At 34.4% G+C, this 17,244-nt stretch carries 20 protein-coding genes; all 20 read right to left on the bottom strand.

The genetic code is table 11. The annotated features are described in order from the left end of the window. Positions 1 to 2 precede the first annotated feature (2 nt). The 20 genes from ACSUE0_RS12525 to fdaB all read right to left on the bottom strand — a co-directional run bounded on the left by ACSUE0_RS12525 (position 3) and on the right by fdaB (position 17,115). Entirely contained in the window at positions 3 to 542 is a 540-nt protein-coding gene (locus tag ACSUE0_RS12525; protein ID WP_119603883.1) for a F0F1 ATP synthase subunit delta, read from the bottom strand. Beyond that, positions 542 to 1,069 (bottom strand): F0F1 ATP synthase subunit B, encoded by a 528-nt coding sequence (locus ACSUE0_RS12520; protein WP_017722090.1) that lies wholly within the window; start codon positions 1,067 to 1,069, stop codon positions 542 to 544. Before ACSUE0_RS12520 ends, ACSUE0_RS12525 begins: the two co-directional genes overlap by 1 nt. A gap of 97 nt (positions 1,070 to 1,166) precedes the next feature. After that, positions 1,167 to 1,373 (bottom strand): F0F1 ATP synthase subunit C, encoded by a 207-nt coding sequence (gene atpE, locus ACSUE0_RS12515; RefSeq protein ID WP_017722089.1) that lies wholly within the window; start codon positions 1,371 to 1,373, stop codon positions 1,167 to 1,169. 36 nt (positions 1,374 to 1,409) lie between these two features. Next, positions 1,410 to 2,132, bottom strand: coding sequence for a F0F1 ATP synthase subunit A (atpB, locus tag ACSUE0_RS12510; protein ID WP_119614805.1), 723 nt, complete (start codon positions 2,130 to 2,132; stop codon positions 1,410 to 1,412). Positions 2,133 to 2,160: 28 nt separating this feature from the next. Then, positions 2,161 to 2,511 carry an ATP synthase subunit I gene (locus ACSUE0_RS12505; protein ID WP_119614804.1) on the bottom strand — a complete coding sequence of 117 codons (351 nt, stop codon included), beginning with the start codon at positions 2,509 to 2,511 and terminating at the stop codon, positions 2,161 to 2,163. Positions 2,512 to 2,668: 157 nt separating this feature from the next. Further along, positions 2,669 to 3,799: a non-hydrolyzing UDP-N-acetylglucosamine 2-epimerase gene (gene wecB, locus ACSUE0_RS12500; protein WP_119614803.1), complete on the bottom strand. Its 1,131-nt coding sequence runs from the start codon at positions 3,797 to 3,799 to the stop codon at positions 2,669 to 2,671. A gap of 22 nt (positions 3,800 to 3,821) precedes the next feature. Further along, positions 3,822 to 4,451 carry a uracil phosphoribosyltransferase gene (upp, locus tag ACSUE0_RS12495; RefSeq protein ID WP_017722086.1) on the bottom strand — a complete coding sequence of 210 codons (630 nt, stop codon included), beginning with the start codon at positions 4,449 to 4,451 and terminating at the stop codon, positions 3,822 to 3,824. An 18-nt stretch (positions 4,452 to 4,469) separates the two neighbouring features. Further along, positions 4,470 to 5,708, bottom strand: coding sequence for a serine hydroxymethyltransferase (glyA, locus tag ACSUE0_RS12490; RefSeq protein WP_119614802.1), 1,239 nt, complete (start codon positions 5,706 to 5,708; stop codon positions 4,470 to 4,472). Positions 5,709 to 5,731: 23 nt separating this feature from the next. Further along, positions 5,732 to 6,256, bottom strand: a complete 525-nt coding sequence (locus ACSUE0_RS12485) for a TIGR01440 family protein (RefSeq protein ID WP_119614801.1) — start codon at positions 6,254 to 6,256, stop codon at positions 5,732 to 5,734. A 152-nt stretch (positions 6,257 to 6,408) separates the two neighbouring features. Beyond that, a complete protein-coding gene (locus ACSUE0_RS12480; RefSeq protein ID WP_436957590.1) occupies positions 6,409 to 6,825 on the bottom strand; it encodes a low molecular weight protein arginine phosphatase in 417 nt (138 codons plus the stop codon). Next, positions 6,822 to 7,865, bottom strand: a complete 1,044-nt coding sequence (locus ACSUE0_RS12475) for an L-threonylcarbamoyladenylate synthase (protein ID WP_436957588.1) — start codon at positions 7,863 to 7,865, stop codon at positions 6,822 to 6,824. The genes ACSUE0_RS12480 and ACSUE0_RS12475 overlap by 4 nt, the downstream gene beginning before the upstream one ends. Before the next feature lie 91 nt (positions 7,866 to 7,956). Next, positions 7,957 to 8,793 carry a peptide chain release factor N(5)-glutamine methyltransferase gene (prmC, locus tag ACSUE0_RS12470; RefSeq protein WP_119614927.1) on the bottom strand — a complete coding sequence of 279 codons (837 nt, stop codon included), beginning with the start codon at positions 8,791 to 8,793 and terminating at the stop codon, positions 7,957 to 7,959. Beyond that, positions 8,780 to 9,856 carry a peptide chain release factor 1 gene (prfA, locus tag ACSUE0_RS12465; RefSeq protein WP_017722080.1) on the bottom strand — a complete coding sequence of 359 codons (1,077 nt, stop codon included), beginning with the start codon at positions 9,854 to 9,856 and terminating at the stop codon, positions 8,780 to 8,782. The genes prmC and prfA overlap by 14 nt, the downstream gene beginning before the upstream one ends. Beyond that, a complete protein-coding gene (locus ACSUE0_RS12460; RefSeq protein WP_017722079.1) occupies positions 9,856 to 10,455 on the bottom strand; it encodes a thymidine kinase in 600 nt (199 codons plus the stop codon). The genes prfA and ACSUE0_RS12460 overlap by 1 nt, the downstream gene beginning before the upstream one ends. Positions 10,456 to 10,647: 192 nt before the next feature. Continuing rightward, complete coding sequence (locus ACSUE0_RS12455) at positions 10,648 to 10,905, bottom strand: type B 50S ribosomal protein L31 (protein WP_017722078.1); 258 nt, start codon at positions 10,903 to 10,905, stop codon at positions 10,648 to 10,650. A gap of 144 nt (positions 10,906 to 11,049) precedes the next feature. After that, positions 11,050 to 12,366 carry a transcription termination factor Rho gene (gene rho / locus ACSUE0_RS12450; protein WP_017722077.1) on the bottom strand — a complete coding sequence of 439 codons (1,317 nt, stop codon included), beginning with the start codon at positions 12,364 to 12,366 and terminating at the stop codon, positions 11,050 to 11,052. A gap of 181 nt (positions 12,367 to 12,547) precedes the next feature. Beyond that, positions 12,548 to 13,975, bottom strand: coding sequence for an aldehyde dehydrogenase family protein (locus ACSUE0_RS12445; RefSeq protein ID WP_119614929.1), 1,428 nt, complete (start codon positions 13,973 to 13,975; stop codon positions 12,548 to 12,550). A gap of 151 nt (positions 13,976 to 14,126) precedes the next feature. After that, positions 14,127 to 14,450 carry a winged helix-turn-helix transcriptional regulator gene (locus ACSUE0_RS12440; RefSeq protein WP_119614930.1) on the bottom strand — a complete coding sequence of 108 codons (324 nt, stop codon included), beginning with the start codon at positions 14,448 to 14,450 and terminating at the stop codon, positions 14,127 to 14,129. Positions 14,451 to 14,538: 88 nt separating this feature from the next. After that, a complete protein-coding gene (locus ACSUE0_RS12435; protein WP_119614931.1) occupies positions 14,539 to 15,798 on the bottom strand; it encodes a UDP-N-acetylglucosamine 1-carboxyvinyltransferase in 1,260 nt (419 codons plus the stop codon). A 456-nt stretch (positions 15,799 to 16,254) separates the two neighbouring features. Then, the gene (gene fdaB / locus ACSUE0_RS12430; protein WP_017722073.1) at positions 16,255 to 17,115 is read right to left on the bottom strand and encodes a class IIb fructose-bisphosphate aldolase FdaB; all 861 of its coding nucleotides are present in this window, start codon (positions 17,113 to 17,115) and stop codon (positions 16,255 to 16,257) included. Positions 17,116 to 17,244 lie beyond the last annotated feature (129 nt).

The raw sequence follows: 17,244 nt of genomic DNA, 5'->3' as shown, positions 1-17,244 counted from the left end.
TTTTATTTCACTCTAGTAAATTGTTTTTCTAATTGTGCAAGATCATTTTTCAAACTTGCGTCCATAACTTTAGTACCTACTTTTACTCTGATACCACCGATAAGTTCTGGATTAATTTTATTAGTAATCATTGTTTTAGAAAGTTTTGTACGTGCTTTTATAATTTCTTCTATACGTGATACTTCTTCTTCAGAGAGTTCATATACTGATTCGATAACAGCATAATCTTGATTATGAAGTTCGTTGTATAAAGTTTCAAATTCTGTGTATATTTCATGAATATATCCAAGATGACGATTACTAGCTAATATCATCAACATATTTTGCATATACTGGTTGGCATGGCCAAAAACAATATTCACAAAACGGTGACGTTGGTCAACATCTTTTTGTGGATCTCTATCCAATTCATGTAACTTCTTTATTTCAGAATGAACTGCTTTATCAATAGTTGAAAATTCTTCATACATTGCGTCAAGGATGTCTGCATCTTTAGCAGTATCAAATAATGCCTTGGCATATTTTTTTGCTATTTTAGCCATTACTTATCGCCTGCCTCTTTAATGTACTTTTCAACTAATGCTTTTTGATCTTTTTCTGAAATTTCTTTTTGAAGTACTTTCGATGCGATTAATACTGAAAGCTCAGAAACTTGATTATTGATATCTGCAATTGCACGTTCTTTCTCACTATTAATTTCATTTTGTGCTGTTTCAATCATACCATTTGCTCTGATATTCGCTTCATGTATAATTTCTTCATGTTGTTTACGTGCTTGAATTTTAGAGTCTTCTAAAATCCTTTGAACCTCATCTTGCGTTTCTTTTAGTGTTTGTTTATTTTGTTCTTCTAACTTTTGTGCATTTAGCTTAGCTTGTTCAGCATCATCAATATCTTTATTAATATCACGCTCACGTTTATCCATTACTTCTTTTAATGGACCCCATGCAAATTTTTTCAATAATAGTAATAAGATGCCGAAAGTTATACAGGTAACTATAATAGTTCCCCATTGCACACCGCTTGCTCCAGCTGCACCAAGTACGAACATATTTGTCGTAGCAGTCACTTACATAGACACTCCTTTCATTCATTATCATCATAAGACATATTTATAAAAACGAACGGCGAAAGTCACAGTGACTTCGCCTGAATAACTGTTTGAATTATAGTGACATGAAAGCGATAACTACACCGATGATAGGTAATGCCTCAACTAAACCAATACCAATGAACATAATACCCATTAATTGTCCGCGGGCTTCTGGTTGACGTGCTACACCTTCTACTGTTCTTGAAACGATAAGACCATTACCGATACCTGCACCTAATGCTGATAAGCCGATTGCGATTGCTGCTGCGATTGTATTCATTTATAAAATCCTCCTAATTTTTTCTTTTAATTTTATTTAATGACTGTCCTGAACTTTATGGGACATATAAACCATTGAAAGCATTACAAAAATGTATGCTTGAATTGTACCTATGAATATTGAAAAACCTTGCCAAACTACGAGTCCAGGCAATCCAATTATCCATCCCCAGGCAGGGAAACTAAATACTAAACCTGACAATAATCCAAGTAATAACTCACCTGCAAATATATTACCGTACAAACGTAAACCAAGCGTTAACGTTGAAGTGAATTCTTCAAAAATGTTTATTGGTAATAAGAAGATAGGTTTTGTATAGTTTCGGAAATAGCCTTTAGTACCTGTCATCTTAACACCATAATAATGCGTCAATAGGATGACTAATGTTGATAGTGTTAAAGTTACAGTGGCATCTGCTGTCGGTGATTTCCACCACAGTGTATGACCTGAAATTAATTGAAATGGTAGCCCTAGCATATTACTTACAAATATGAAAAATATTAATGTAACAGCTAAGAAATGGAATTGACCACCCTTGGACCAAGCCATGTTACTTTCAATAATTCCTCGTACAAAGTCAAAAACCCACTCGATAAAATTTTGCTTACCAGTCGGACGTTTCTTGAGGTTGCGTGTACAAATAATAGCTATGACAAAAACAATAACCGATGTAATAACCAACATCAAAATTGATGATAGGTTAAACACGATGTCTATACCGAATACATCCCAACTGACAAGAGGGTCTTTATGCTTCATGCTTTCTCACCTCTTTCATATATTAAATTTATTTCTTGTGTATAAATGGTTTGAAAACAATCAAAACATACGAAATCATTAAACCAATGACTACACCAATAATATTAATTTGATCCTTATAAAAATACCAAATACAACACGAAAGTATCACTATTAAATATCTCCAAACATTGCCCGTTGATATATGTATATTGTCTTTCTCTTTTGCTTTCTCTAAATAATATTCGAAAGTAAAGGTGTTAATAAGTGATCCGAGTGTACCTATTATAAGTCCCAAAACAAATGGTGAGTATGTGAAAATAAACACAATTAATAACACAATTATACCATAAAAATAGTATTTAACGTACCTATTAAAAAAGATGTTGAAACGTTTCATGACTGTGCCTCACTTCGTCTTTTTCGTTCAATTATGAAAACCATTTCAATCATACAATTTTAATAATAATATAGGGTAGTTAACGTGTCAATTCTATTCAAAATGTAGTTTTATTTTTTACATAATCGTCACAAAAATGACACATTAACACCTTTTATTATTTGAATGATTCTGGCTTTTCAGAAATTATATGAAAATAATATTTAATATTCTCACATATTCGTAATGATGCATTACCATCACCATAAGGATTGCGGGCACTACTCATCGTTTCATACACTTGTTGATTTTCAAGTAATTGTTTTGTAGCCTCAAATACTGTTTGTTCATTTGTACCTACTATTTTAAGTGTGCCAGCTTCTACACCTTCTGGCCTTTCAGTTGTATCTCTTAAAACTAACACTGGTTTGCCTAATGATGGCGCTTCTTCTTGTACTCCTCCAGAATCAGTCAATATCAAATACGATTGGTGGGCGAAGTTATGGAAATCAACCACTTCCAACGGTTCGACTAATTCTATACGATTATGTCCAGATAAATAAATATCAGCAATTTCTCGTACTTGAGGATTCTTATGCATAGGATAAACAACAACAACATCTTCATAAGTATCCACAATATCTCTTACTGCTTTAAAAATATGTGACATAGGTTCACCAATATTCTCACGTCTATGCGCAGTCAATAGGATGATACGTTTATCTTTATGTTTCGAAATAATATCAGATTGATAATTTTCGTGAATCGTTGTCTTCATCGCATCAATTGCTGTATTACCAGTTACTACTATAGAATCCAGCGGTTTGTTTTCTGCAATAAGATTATTTGCAGCATTATTAGTAGGAGCAAAATTCAAATCTGCCATTACTCCTACAATTTGTCGATTCATTTCTTCAGGAAATGGCGCATATTTATCCCATGTACGTAAGCCAGCTTCAACATGCCCAATAGGTACTTGATTGTATAAAGCAGCTAAACTTCCAGCAAAAGTAGTCATAGTATCGCCATGAACCAGTATCATATCTGGTTTCACTTCTTGAATGACATGCTCTAACCGTTGTAAAATACGCGATGTAATTTCTGATAAAGATTGCCCTTGTTTCATAATATTCAAATCATAATCTGGCGTGATATGAAAACTTTCCAACACTGAATCAAGCATTTCCCTATGTTGAGCCGAAACTACAACAATCGGCTCTAGTTCATCATCATTTTTCAATGCTTGTACAAGAGGCGCCATTTTTACTGCTTCAGGACGTGTCCCAAATACAGTCATTATTTTTTTCATTTTATTCCACTCCTAGGCGAAACTATTTTGTACCGAATAAACGGTCTCCTGCATCACCTAAGCCTGGTGTAATATAAGCATGTTCATCTAATTTCTCGTCTAATGCTGCGATGAAAATGTCTACGTCTTCGTGAGCTTCTTGTAATTTTTCCACACCTTCAGGCGCTGCAATTAAGCACATAAAGCGGATATTTTTGGCTCCACGTTTTTTAAGTGAGTTAATTGCTTCTATAGCTGATGCTCCAGTTGCCAACATAGGATCAACAACTACAATTTCTCTCTCTTCGATGTCTTGCGGTAATTTTACAAAGTATTCTACAGCTTCAAGTGTTTCAGGATCTCTATATAGTCCCACATGTCCAATTCTAGCTGCTGGTACTAAGTTCAATATGCCTTGTGTCATACCTAAACCAGCTCTTAAAATTGGTACGAAAGCTAATTTTTTGCCTGTTAAGCGTTTAGCTATCATTTTAGTAACAGGTGTCTCTATTTCTACATCTTGTAATTCTAAATCTCTTGTTACTTCGTATGCCATTAACATACCAACTTCATCTACTAACTCTCTAAATTCTTTAGTCCCAGTATGTACGTCTCGAATGTAACTTAATTTGTGTTGAATAAGTGGGTGGTCAAAAACATGTACTTTGCCCATAATTTATTTCCTCCAATTTTAGTTATATAAAGGATGTTTAGTAGTTAAAGCTTTAACTCTTTCTTTTCCTTCTTCTAACACTTTTTCATTTTCTGGATCTTTTAAAACTAAGCTAATGATTTTTGCAACTTCTTCAAAAGCAGCTTCATCAAATCCACGTGTTGTTGCTGCTGGTGTACCTAAACGAACTCCGCTTGTCACGAATGGCTTTTCTTGATCAAATGGAATTGTATTTTTATTACATGTAATACCTATAGCATCTAATGTTTCTTCAGCAACTTTACCAGTTATGCCTACTGAACCTTTGACATCTACAGAAACAAGATGATTATCAGTACCACCTGAAACAACTCTAAATCCTTCGTCAGTCAATGTATTTGCTAAAGTTTTAGCATTGTTAATTACTTGTTGTTGATATGCCTTAAAGTCGTCTTGCAATGCTTCCCCAAATGCCACAGCTTTAGCAGCGATAACGTGTTCTAATGGACCACCTTGGATACCTGGGAAGATTGTTTTATCGATTTGCTTTTTATATTCTTCTTTACATAAAATCATTCCACCACGAGGTCCGCGTAATGTTTTATGAGTTGTAGTAGTTACAAAATCAGCATGTTCTACAGGATTTGGGTGTAAACCAACTGCTACTAAACCTGCAATATGAGCCATATCTACCATTAATTTTGCGCCTACTTCGTCTGCAATTTCTTTAAAGCGTTTAAAATCAATTGTTCTTGAATACGCAGAAGCACCTGCAACGATTAATTTAGGTTGATGTTCTTTGGCTACTTTTAATACTTCATCATAGTCAATTTGTTCATTTTCTTCGTCTACGCCGTATTCAACAAAGTTATAAAATTGGCCACTAAAGTTAACAGGCGCGCCATGTGTTAAGTGTCCACCATGACTTAAATTCATACCTAATACAGTATCACCGTGTTCTAATGCTACGAGATAAACAGCCATATTTGCTTGAGAACCTGAGTGTGGTTGTACGTTAACATGTTCTGCACCAAATAATTTTTTGGCACGATCAATCGCTAAAGCTTCTGAAACATCCACAAATTCACAACCACCATAGTATCTTCTGTTTGGGTAGCCTTCAGCATATTTGTTAGTTAATACTGAACCTTGCGCTTCCATAACTGCTTCTGATACGAAGTTTTCTGAAGCAATCAGCTCGATATTGTTGTTTTGACGGTTAAATTCATTTTGAATCACTTCATATATTTCCTTATCTTGCTCTTGAATAAATGACATTTGGTAATTCCCTCGTTTCTGTATTAGTTGTATTTTGCTCTTTCGCCACCAATTTTTTTTGGTCTTGAAGAAGCGATTGTAACAATTGCTTCACCAATTTGCTTGACACTCGTACGCTCTGGAATAGCCACATGTTTGATATGCATTCCAATTAAAGTCTGTCCGATATCAATACCTTTAGGTACAGAAATATGCTCAACAACCATTGGATCAACCATATGTTGATACGCATAAGTTGCTAAGCTTCCACCAGCGTGAACATCTGGCACAACTGTAACTTCTTCCATTGTCAGTGGGTTAAAGTTTGATTTCTCAATGGTCACTGCACGATTAATATGTTCACAACCTTGAAATACAAACGAAACGCCTGTTTCGTTTTCAATTTCTTTTAATGCTTCAAATATTTCTTGAGCAATTTCCATTGATCCAACGCTACCGATACGTTCACCAATTACTTCAGATGTAGAACAACCAATGAGACATAACTCACCAGCTTTAAAAAATGATTGTGCTTTTAACTCGTTTAACAGTAACTTTAAGTCTTCCATTCTTCCACCCCTTTTAATTAAGTTGAATAAAAGTATGTAAATACCAAGGTGCTTTAACAACATACAAAATTGACTGACAGCAAATTTGCTACACGTTATCATTATAACGTATTTAGGAACGCTCTCATACTCATTTCACAAATTTAATTTTTTTATATTTTATTTTTTAAACTATCTATCAGTATATTTAATTCATTAAATATTTTAATGTAGTCATCTTTATTACCGCCAAATGGGTCTGAGACTTCTCCATGCAGCCCAACATATTCGTTCAAGGTAAAAACATGTGCTGCATCATGACCCATTTGTTGAATAGCTAATTTATGCGAACGGCTCATGGTCAAAATCAAATCTGCATTTAAATCTTTATGTGTAAACGACATCGCATGTTCTGGTACTGGCAATCCTTTTTCTTCTATTATATTTAATGAATATTTAGAGATAGGTTGACCATCCATAGCATAAATACCTCTTGATACTATAGTATGATTAGGTAATTTGGCTTTCGCTATACTTTCTGCTAAAGGACTTCTACATGTATTCCCTGTACATACAAAAACGATTCTCATAATTCGTCTCCTTTTATAACAGTTTGGTTAGCTGCTTTCATCATTCTATTCATAATTGCAGTAGTATCATCGTTCAATGGAAAGCCAAAGATATAAGCACGCTCTATTTCGCAATCTTGATCTAATCGATGTAATATATGATAAAGGTTATGGTTGGCGCCTTTAATATCATTACCATCTTTACATAATGGTATAAATTTTGCTTGATTTGGAACTATTTCTCGATGACTTTGTGGGACAATAAAGGCAACCTTACTCCAATTCTTAGCTGATGAAGGTTTCTTATGAAAATTTTCTAATATTTTTATAGGTGTGTCTGGTGAATAATGTTTATATTTCATACCTGGAGCAATCGGCTTGTCAGTATTCAACGATACATCTGTGGCAATACTGTTAGGTAATACTTTTTCAATCATTGATTTTGTAATTGATCCAGGTCTTGCTATTCTAAAAGGATATTGTGTACAGTCTAACACTGTACTTTCTAACCCCTCTTCACTTTGGTCACCATTAACAATCCCATCTATACGACCATCTAAATCATGATATACATGAGCAAAGGTCGTTGGCGAAGGTCTACCACTTAAATTTGCACTAGGCGCAGCAACAGGAATATCAATTAATTGAAGTAACTCTCTGCCTATAGGATGACTAGGCATTCGCACAGCAATAGAATTTAGCCCACCGCTTACACGATTACATAAGTACCCTTTTCTTAACGGTAAAATAAAGGATATAGGTCCTGGCCAAAACGCATTCATTAATAGTTCAACTTCTGGTTCTAAGTCAGCAGTAAATGACTTTAATTGATTAAGTTCATGTATATGAACAATTAAAGGGTTATCAGAAGGTCTACCTTTAGCTTCATAAATTTTTTCAATCGCTTGATTATTACGTGCGTCTCCACCTAATCCATAAACTGTTTCAGTTGGAATTGCGATTAATCCACCCTTTTCAAAAATTGATTTTATATCTTCAATCCCATCATAAGCAGTCAAATTATATTCATATTGACGTAAATCCCATATACGCGTTTTCATTTAGGCACATCCTTTCATCTTATTATTCATTTTAAAGCAAAATAAAAAGTTATGCACTTTCATGATTGTCCATGTTCAGTGCATAACTTTTTTACCATACGAAAGCAATTATACGATCGTTATTATTAATGTCTTTTATAATTTGAACATCTAATGTTGGATATTTTGCGATAATCTTTTCTTTTAATTTAGGACCTTGCGCAAACCCTATTTCAAATACTACTTTGGCATTCGGTAGTAAGACTTCTGGTAAGCTATCTAAAATTGTATCATAAACTTTGTAACCATTATCTGCTGCGAATAGGGCAGAGTGTGGTTCATATTTCAGCACTGTATCTTCCATCATTTCTGCTTCATCATTATCAATGTACGGTGGGTTAGAGATTAATCCGTTTACTTTTACGCCTTGTTCTATAAGTGGTGTTAAACCGTCTCCATGTAAGAACTTAACTTCAACTTGATGATGTTCAGCATTTGCTTCAGCTACTGTTAATGCATTTTGATATAAATCAGTTGCATACACATTGAGCGTGCTATCTAATTTTTTTAGTACAATTGGAATATTACCACTTCCTGTACCTACATCTACTACAGTATCGCCTTTTTCAAGTTGATGATAGAAATGTAACATAACTTCTTCTGTTTCAGGTCTAGGGATCAAACAATTTTTATTCACATTAAAAATCTCACCATAAAAAGTTTGTTTACCCGTAATATACTGTATCGGTTCACCATTTAGCATTCTACGCTCTGCTTCATCAAACATTTTTAAATGTGACACTGATATTTCATCATTCATGTGCATTAGATAATGCGCCTTGGACCAATCAAACAAATCAAGCATCAACCATTCAGCTCGAGCCGTCTCAATATTTCTGTCGACGCATTTTTCTTTAGCATTGCTTAAAATAGTTTTATAATTCACCATTGTTAAGTTCTTTCAATTTATCAGTTTGTTCAGCTAATGTTAAAGCATCTATAATTTCATCCAATTTACCTTCCATAATTTGATCTAACTTTTGTAATGTTAAACCAATTCTGTGGTCGGTTACACGGCTTTGAGGATAATTGTATGTTCTAATACGTTCTGAACGGTCTCCTGTACCGACTGCAGATTTACGTTGGGCTGCATATTTTTGTTGTTCTTCTTGTAATTTCATATCAAATAAACGTGCTTTTAATACTTTTAAAGCCTTTTCACGGTTTTGGATTTGAGATTTTTCTGATGAAGTCGCAATAATGCCCGTTGGAATATGCGTAATACGTACTGCTGAATCTGTCGTATTTACGTGCTGACCACCTGCACCACTAGAACGATAAGTATCAATTTTCAAGTCTTCATTACGTACTTCAATTTCCACATCTTCTACTTCTGGCAAAACAGCCACAGTAGCTGTTGAAGTATGAATACGGCCACCAGATTCTGTTTCTGGAACACGTTGTACACGGTGCGCCCCATTCTCATACTTCAATTTACTAAACGCACCACTTCCAGAAACTGAGAAACTGATTTCTTTATATCCGCCATGATCACTCTCTGTAATTTCTACAATATCAGTCTTGTAATTGAGCGCTTCAGCGTATTTAGAATACATTCTAAATAAATCCCCTGCAAAGATAGCAGCTTCATCTCCACCTGCGGCAGCACGAATTTCTACAATAACATCTTTCTCATCGTTAGGATCTTTAGGAATAAGTAAGAATTTAAGTTCTTCTTCTAATTTAGGGACTTTATTTTGAAGCGTTTGATGCTCTTCTTTTAGCATCTCAATTTCTTCACTATCCTTTGTATCACGTAACATTTCTTCAACTTCTGCTAAATCTTCTTTTGTTTGTTTATAGTCACGGTAAACTTCTACCGTTTTTTGTAAGTCTGCTTGTTCTTTTGAATAATTACGCAAATTATCTGGGTTGCTCACAACATCTGGATCACTTAATAATTCATTTAATTGTTCATATCTTTCTTCTACAATATCTAATTGATCAAACACTACATTTCCTCCTTCTCATCATTACTCGGTGCGACGATATGATGTGCCCTACATCTCGGTTCATAACTTTCATTTGCACCAACTAATATAACTGGATCATCTATTTTTGCTGGGTTACCATCTATTAACCTTTGAGTACGACTTGAAGATGCACCACAAACTGCACAAACAGCTTGTAATTTCGTTACATCTTCACTCACTGCTAATAGCTCTGGTATAGGCTCAAAAGGTTTGCCTCTAAAATCCATATCTAAACCAGCTGTTATAACTCTATGTCCTTTTTCAGCTAATTGCTCAGCGATATGGACGATACCATTTTCAAAAAATTGTACCTCATCTATACCGATTACATCTACATCTGATAAATCGTGTTTAAAAATTTCTGCTGCTGTTGATATATTAATTGCTTCTATCGCATTACCATTATGAGAAACAATTTTGTCTTTATGATAACGGTCATCTATAGCTGGTTTAAACACAACTACTTTTTGTTTAGCGTAAAGGCCACGTCTTAACCGACGTATTAGCTCTTCAGATTTACCACTAAACATACTTCCAGTAATACATTCAATCCACCCGGAATGATAAGTTTCATACATTATGCGTTCCACCTTTTTCAAAACATAATCGGTTTATTATATCATATTTTTTAAGTTAAAATATGATATATCTTCAAGTAATTGCGTTTATTTATGTCTGAGTTTCTTGAATATCGCCATGTCATTTTTAATTTAAATTTATGTAAAAGTAAAAAAGCATCCTCATAATATGAGAATGCTTTAAAACAACAATTATTCGTTGCTTGATTTGAATCCGAATTTTTTGTTGAAACGTTCCACACGACCATCCGCAGCAGCGAATTTTTGACGTCCTGTATAGAATGGGTGTGAATCAGATGAAATGTCTAAACGAATAACTGGGTATTCATTACCATCTTCCCATGTCATAGTTTCTGATGAAGATTTAGTTGAACCACTTAAGAATTTAAAATCCGTAGTAGTATCTAAAAAGATAACCTTATGATATTCAGGATGAATATTTTGTCTCATTACTTTTCAGCTCCTTTGCCCTGAACCATCTGGCACAGAGTTTTTTGTGAGTTTTTACCCAATACTTGATAATTATAATGGCTTTAAATATAAAACGCAACCCCAAATCAAATATTGCTTAGATATATACAGAATTATTTCAAATTAAATAATTGGTTTACCTGTCTTAGTGCTTTCTTTAGCAGCTTTTTGTAACTGCTCAAAGAATTCTTTGTTGTTATCTGTACGTTTCAATTTGCGCACAAATCTTTCTGTAAAATCTGTAGAATCTGTGAACATATTACGTAATTGCCACAATGACTCAAGCTCTTTTGCATCTATTAGCAATTCTTCTTTACGAGTGGAACTACGACCAATATCGATTGCTGGGAATACACGACGTTCAGCTAACTTACGATCTAGATGTAATTCCATATTTCCTGTCCCTTTAAATTCCTCATAAATCATATCATCCATCCGAGACCCAGTATCTACTAGAGCAGTAGCTAAAATTGTCATACTACCACCCGCTTCAATATTTCTAGCAGCCCCGAAGAAAGCTTTAGGTTTGTGTAAGGATGCAGGATCTAAACCACCAGATAATGTACGACCACTAGGTGGAATCACAAGATTATAAGCACGAGCTAACCTAGTAATTGAATCCATTAAAATGATGACGTCTTTACCAATTTCTACTAGACGTTTTGCACGTTCTAATAATAATTCCGCAACTTTCACATGATGTTGTGGTGGTTCGTCAAATGTAGAGTGCACTACTTCTGCAGATTCAACTGATCTTTCTAAATCTGTAACCTCTTCAGGTCTTTCTCCAACAAGCAACACAAATAACTCTGCATCTGGTTTATTTATCGCAATTGCATTTGCAATTTCCTTAAGCAATGATGTTTTACCAGCCTTTGGCGGGGCAACAATTAAACCACGTTGTCCTAAACCGATTGGTGTTACTAAATCCATAATACGCGTTGAGAAGTTTTGTTTTGTTGTCTCTAATAAAATGCGCTCTTCAGGATATAATGGTGTCAAAGCTTGGAAATGCGGACGTTTTTTAACTTCTTCTGCATTCTCACCATTTACGAAATCAACTTGTAATAAACCATAGTATTTTTCATTATCTTTAGGCTTTCTCACTTTGCCAGTCACTTTGTCTCCACGTTTAATTTCAAAACGACGAATTTGACTAGCAGAAATATAGATATCTTTTTCACCTTTAGAATAATTAACTGTTCTTAGGAAACCATAACCATCTTGTTGAATATCATCTAAAATACCCTCCATATAATAATTTCCGTCTTTTTCCATTTGTGCTTCCATAATGGCTAGAACAAGTTCTTTTTTATTCAATTTACTATAATTTGTTAATTTTAGAGATTTGGCTTTTTGAGTGAGATCTTTTGTAGTGTAATTTTTGTATAATTCGTGGAACGATTCATACTGAGGTGATGTCCGTACTTTTTCAGGCATTATCTTGCACCCATTTCATAAATAAGTTTTTAAATAACGTAGTAACTACGCTACTTACTTTTATAACTATAGCAAATTTCCTTTTTAATTACAAAACGTATTTCAATTTTCTAAAATCAGAAAAAAGATGAAGCATAAATTATATGCCTCATCTTCAAATAATTAACCTATTAAAAATAAATTATTTATAGTAACCTGCAATTGATTTAACTTCTAGGAATTCTTCAATACCATAGTCTCCCCATTCACGACCAATACCTGATTGTTTGTAGCCACCGAATGGTAAATCTGGTTTGCGTCCTGCTTCATTAATTTCAACTGTACCTGCTTCTAATGAACGCGCTACTTTGTGCAACGTTTCTTGATCCTCACCATATACATATGCTGCTAAACCATATTCTGTATCATTTGCGATTTTAATAGCTTCGTCTACATCATTATAAGTGATAATTGACATAACAGGACCAAATATTTCTTCTCGAGCAATTACCATATCATTGTCTACATTGTTAAAGATTGTTGGGCGTGCAAAGTATCCTTTTTCCAGACCTTCTGGTTTACCTGGTCCACCGTAAAATAATTCTGCACCTTCTTCTATACCTTTATCAATGTATGATTGAACTTGGTCAAATTGTTTTTTACTAATGATAGGTCCTACCTCAGTGCCTTCTGCACGTGGGTCTCCTACTTTAACTTGACTAAACTTCTCTTTTACAGCTGTTAAGAAATCTTCTTTTATACTTTCAGGTACGAGTGTTCTAGTACCTGCTGTACATACTTGACCAGTATTTGTAACAACTTTGCCAGTTGCTGCACTTGCTGCTTCATCTATATCTACATCATCTAGGATAATATATGGTGATTTACCGCCTAGTTCAAGTGATACTTTTTTGAAATCATCCGCAGCTTTTTTCATAATGCTTGAGCCTGTTGGACCAGAACCAGTAAATGACATCATTCTAACTTTAGGATGTTCACTTAAAGGATTTCCTACGCCTTGACCATCACCATTGACTAAGTTAAATACACCTTTTGGCACGCCTACTTTATCAAAAATTTCAGCTAAAATAATTGCTGCGAACGGAGTCTCTTCCGATGGTTTTAAAACTACTGGACTTCCTGCTGCAAATGCCGCTGATAATTTAAGTGATGTTTGGTTTGTAGGGAAGTTCCAAGGTGTGATTAAACCAGCCACACCAATAGCTTCTTTGACAACTAAGTCATCGCCACGGCGCTCCTCAAATTCAAAATTATCTAATGCATCACGTGCTGCCTCAAAGTGATCTAACCCCATTTGATAATGGACATTTTCCGATACGTCTAATGGCGCACCTAGTTCATCAGTAATAGCTTCTACAAGGTCTTCTTTTCTATTTTTATACTCTTGCACAATTTTATCTAATAGTTCTTTTCTTTCTTGAACTGAACTGTGTCTAAATTCAAAATATACATTTTCTGCTGCATCTACTGCTTTATCAACATCTTCTTTGTTACCTTTCGCGATTGTACCCGCTACTTCTTCTGTTGCAGGATTGATAACTTCTATTGTTTCGCCACTTGCACTTTCAATCCATTCACCGTTGATATATTGTTTAGTGAAATTTCTCATTATATATATTCACTCCTTAAGTTATGTTGATAATTATATTCTAACCGAGATTTTGTATTTTTAAACATAACTGCTCACAGCTGCTAATACATAAAAAACGAGCCTAAAACATCATATTGACGTCTCAGACTCGATTGTACAAGGTATTGAGTTACTTGTTTTCAAGTTCAATATACTCTTGTGCCCATTCTTCCATTGGTACTAACGCTGCCGCTAAAGCATCACCTTTATCTGTAAGCTGATACAAAATATTCATTGGGCTTGTAGATACTACATTTTTCTCTACTAGTCCCCATTCCGTTAGGTCAGTTAATTTTATACTAAGTGCACGTGGTGTTATCGTCTTCAAATCACGCTTCATATCTGAAAAGTGAGCAGATTTTTCCGTACATCTAGATAAATAATTAATAATAAGACCATTCCAGCTTCTACCTACGATTTTAAAGGTTTCTTCTAGATAAGGGCAAATCTCCATGGCCATCACCTCATTATCGATTTTATTCTAAAACACATATCACTAAATACACAACTTTTTACTTAGTATATTTAGTATACCACATTTTTTAAACTTCTTCAGTCCAAATATCTGCACCAAGTGATTTTAGAGTTTTTACGATGTTTGTGTAACCACGATAAATATGCTTCACATTATAAATAGTTGTAACCCCTTCTGCTAACAATCCAGCTACAATAAGGCAAGCACCTGCACGTAAATCACTAGCGTAAACATCAGCACCAGTTAATTTCGATGGTTTTATAGTTGCTGTACCATTGTCTGCAGAAATATTCGCACCCATATTTTTCAGTTCATCTACATGCTTAAAACGAGCTGGATATATCGTTTCAGTGACAAACGACACACCATCAGCCATAAATAATAAAGGTGTTATTGGTTGTTGTAAGTCAGTGGCAAAACCAGGATATACTAATGTTTTAATATCCACACTTGAATAAGGCATACTACGTCTAATAAGTACACTGTCATCATCAACTTGGATGCCTACACCTAATTCTTTCAGTTTAACTGTAAGTGGCTCTACATGCGTTGGGATAATATTATTAATTCTGATGTTCTCACCGCAAGCAGCTGCAATACACATATATGTACCTGCTTCAATTCTATCGGGAATTACTGGATGATGTGAACCATGCAATCGTTCTACCCCATTAATTTTGATTGTACTTGTACCTGCACCTTTAATATCAGCTCCAAGGCTCATTAAGAAATTAGCTACATCAACCACTTCTGGTTCTTTTGCAGCATTTTCAATAACTGTATGTCCTTCAGCACGTACTGCTGCCAACATGATATTAATCGTAGCGCCTACACTTACGATGTCTAAAAATATATTTGCGCCGACCAATCTATCTGCTTCAATCTTCATAGAAGTACTACTTGATTCATCAACTTTTGCACCTAATGCTTTAAACCCTTTAATATGTTGATCAATCGGTCTTGGCCCTAAAGGACATCCACCAGGTAAACCAATGACACATTTTTTAAATCTACCTAACATTGCTCCCATCATATAATAAGAAGCACGTAATGATTCTACTTTATTATTTGGTAATGGTGCATTTTCAATATTTTCAGGGTTAACATGTAATGTCATACCTTCTAAATCTGTCTCAATGTTTAGATCTCCAAGTAAACTTACTAAAGTTTCTACATCAGAGATTTCTGGAAGGCCTTCAATTGTTACTTTGTCTTCAGCCAATATTGCTGCTGGTATAATTGCTACTGCACTATTTTTAGCACCGTGGTTATTCACTTCACCTTTAAGTGTTTGCCCACCTCTAATTTTAATCACTTCTTGAGCCATTCGCTTGTTCTCCTTTGCCTTTCAATCGATATTCTATTCTAATATATCATTTGCATTATAAATTAAATGATTACAGTTTGCAAAGCACAACAGTTTCATAAAATCTATTTCAAATTTAATTAAGTGCTGCATAATGCATATAATTTTTTACTATAATTTTTAATTCCCAATATTTTACAATTTAAATCATTTTTTTAAGATTTGTTTATAAAAATTATGTAAAGCACTGTAATTCTATTTATCAGCTTTCAAAGCCTAACAAATTATAACATAAAAAAAGGGGCGAAACAGAAATCAAAAATTCAATTTTGATTTCTTATTCTCGCCCCAGAAAACGACTAGATATCTAAAAGCTTATTTAGTAATTAGACAATTGCAGTTCTTATGGTTGAACCACTTAGCAGTAGCTTAAATTGTAATTATAACCTAGTCAACTTTTGCTATATAACAGTTAAATTATTTAGCTTTATTAGATGTACCAAACTCTTTAATTTTACCAATTACTGTAGCTTTAATCGCTTCACGAGCCGGTCCTAAGTATTTACGAGGATCGTAAACTTCTTTATCGTTATCTAACGCTTCACGAACAGCTTTAGCAGAAGCAATTTGGTTTTCAGTGTTTACATTGATTTTAGCTGTACCAAAAGGAATTGCTTTTTGGATGTCTTTAGTTGGGATACCTGTACCACCATGTAGTACTAATGGTAAACCAGTAGAAGCACCAATTTCTTCCATTTCTTTGAATCCTAATTTAGGTTCACCTTTATAAGGTCCGTGTACTGAACCTAAGGCTGGAGCTAATGTATCGATACCTGTTTTTTCAACAAGCTCTTGACACTCTTTAGGGTCTGCATAGATAACGCCTTCAGCAACAACATCATCTTCTTGTCCGCCAACAGTTCCTAATTCTGCTTCAACTGAAACACCGTGCTCATGTGCATATTCAACAACTTTTGAAGTGATTTCAACGTTATCTTCAAATGAACCATGAGAAGCATCAATCATTACTGAAGTAAAACCAGCATCAATTGCTTCTTTACATTTTTCAAAGCTTGAACCGTGGTCTAAGTGAATTGCTACAGGAATAGTAATTTCTTTGTCGTGCATTAATCCTTCAACCATTTTAACAACTGTGTAGAAACCACCCATATAACGAGCAGCACCTTCAGATACACCTAGGATTACTGGAGCGTTCTCTTCTTGAGAAGCTTCTAAAATCGCTTGTGTAAATTCTAAGTTATTTAAGTTGTATTGACCAACCGCGTAACCATTTTCTTTTGCGTCTATTAACATTTCTTTCATTGAAACTAAAGGCATGAAAGTTCCTCCTTGGTGCTTTAAGCACATATTTTTACAATCTAATTATATCAAAGTAATATCACTTTTGCATTCTTCTATATAATTGTAAGCGTTTTTATTTCACATTTTTTATTCGAAAAGTGAAAA

Origin of the sequence: Staphylococcus sp. AS1337 (genome assembly GCF_051408735.1) — a bacterium.
Lineage (GTDB): Bacteria > Bacillota > Bacilli > Staphylococcales > Staphylococcaceae > Staphylococcus > Staphylococcus xylosus_B.
Note: the sequence above shows the minus strand (reverse complement) of the source record. Positions and strands in the feature narration are given on the sequence as shown.

Excerpts from the sequence above, each read along its gene's own strand:
- ACSUE0_RS12525 (WP_119603883.1), bottom strand. The coding sequence starts at position 542 with ATGGCTAAAATAGCAAAAAAATATGCCAAGGCATTATTTGATACTGCT.
- atpE (WP_017722089.1), bottom strand. The coding sequence starts at position 1,373 with ATGAATACAATCGCAGCAGCAATCGCAATCGGCTTATCAGCATTAGGT.
- atpB (WP_119614805.1), bottom strand. The coding sequence starts at position 2,132 with ATGAAGCATAAAGACCCTCTTGTCAGTTGGGATGTATTCGGTATAGAC.
- ACSUE0_RS12505 (WP_119614804.1), bottom strand. The coding sequence starts at position 2,511 with ATGAAACGTTTCAACATCTTTTTTAATAGGTACGTTAAATACTATTTT.
- wecB (WP_119614803.1), bottom strand. The coding sequence starts at position 3,799 with ATGAAAAAAATAATGACTGTATTTGGGACACGTCCTGAAGCAGTAAAA.
- upp (WP_017722086.1), bottom strand. The coding sequence starts at position 4,451 with ATGGGCAAAGTACATGTTTTTGACCACCCACTTATTCAACACAAATTA.
- glyA (WP_119614802.1), bottom strand. The coding sequence starts at position 5,708 with ATGTCATTTATTCAAGAGCAAGATAAGGAAATATATGAAGTGATTCAA.
- ACSUE0_RS12485 (WP_119614801.1), bottom strand. The coding sequence starts at position 6,256 with ATGGAAGACTTAAAGTTACTGTTAAACGAGTTAAAAGCACAATCATTT.
- ACSUE0_RS12480 (WP_436957590.1), bottom strand. The coding sequence starts at position 6,825 with ATGAGAATCGTTTTTGTATGTACAGGGAATACATGTAGAAGTCCTTTA.
- ACSUE0_RS12475 (WP_436957588.1), bottom strand. The coding sequence starts at position 7,865 with ATGAAAACGCGTATATGGGATTTACGTCAATATGAATATAATTTGACT.
- prmC (WP_119614927.1), bottom strand. The coding sequence starts at position 8,793 with ATGGTGAATTATAAAACTATTTTAAGCAATGCTAAAGAAAAATGCGTC.
- ACSUE0_RS12460 (WP_017722079.1), bottom strand. The coding sequence starts at position 10,455 with ATGTATGAAACTTATCATTCCGGGTGGATTGAATGTATTACTGGAAGT.
- ACSUE0_RS12455 (WP_017722078.1), bottom strand. The coding sequence starts at position 10,905 with ATGAGACAAAATATTCATCCTGAATATCATAAGGTTATCTTTTTAGAT.
- rho (WP_017722077.1), bottom strand. The coding sequence starts at position 12,366 with ATGCCTGAAAAAGTACGGACATCACCTCAGTATGAATCGTTCCACGAA.
- ACSUE0_RS12445 (WP_119614929.1), bottom strand. The coding sequence starts at position 13,975 with ATGAGAAATTTCACTAAACAATATATCAACGGTGAATGGATTGAAAGT.
- ACSUE0_RS12440 (WP_119614930.1), bottom strand. The coding sequence starts at position 14,450 with ATGGAGATTTGCCCTTATCTAGAAGAAACCTTTAAAATCGTAGGTAGA.
- ACSUE0_RS12435 (WP_119614931.1), bottom strand. The coding sequence starts at position 15,798 with ATGGCTCAAGAAGTGATTAAAATTAGAGGTGGGCAAACACTTAAAGGT.
- fdaB (WP_017722073.1), bottom strand. The coding sequence starts at position 17,115 with ATGCCTTTAGTTTCAATGAAAGAAATGTTAATAGACGCAAAAGAAAAT.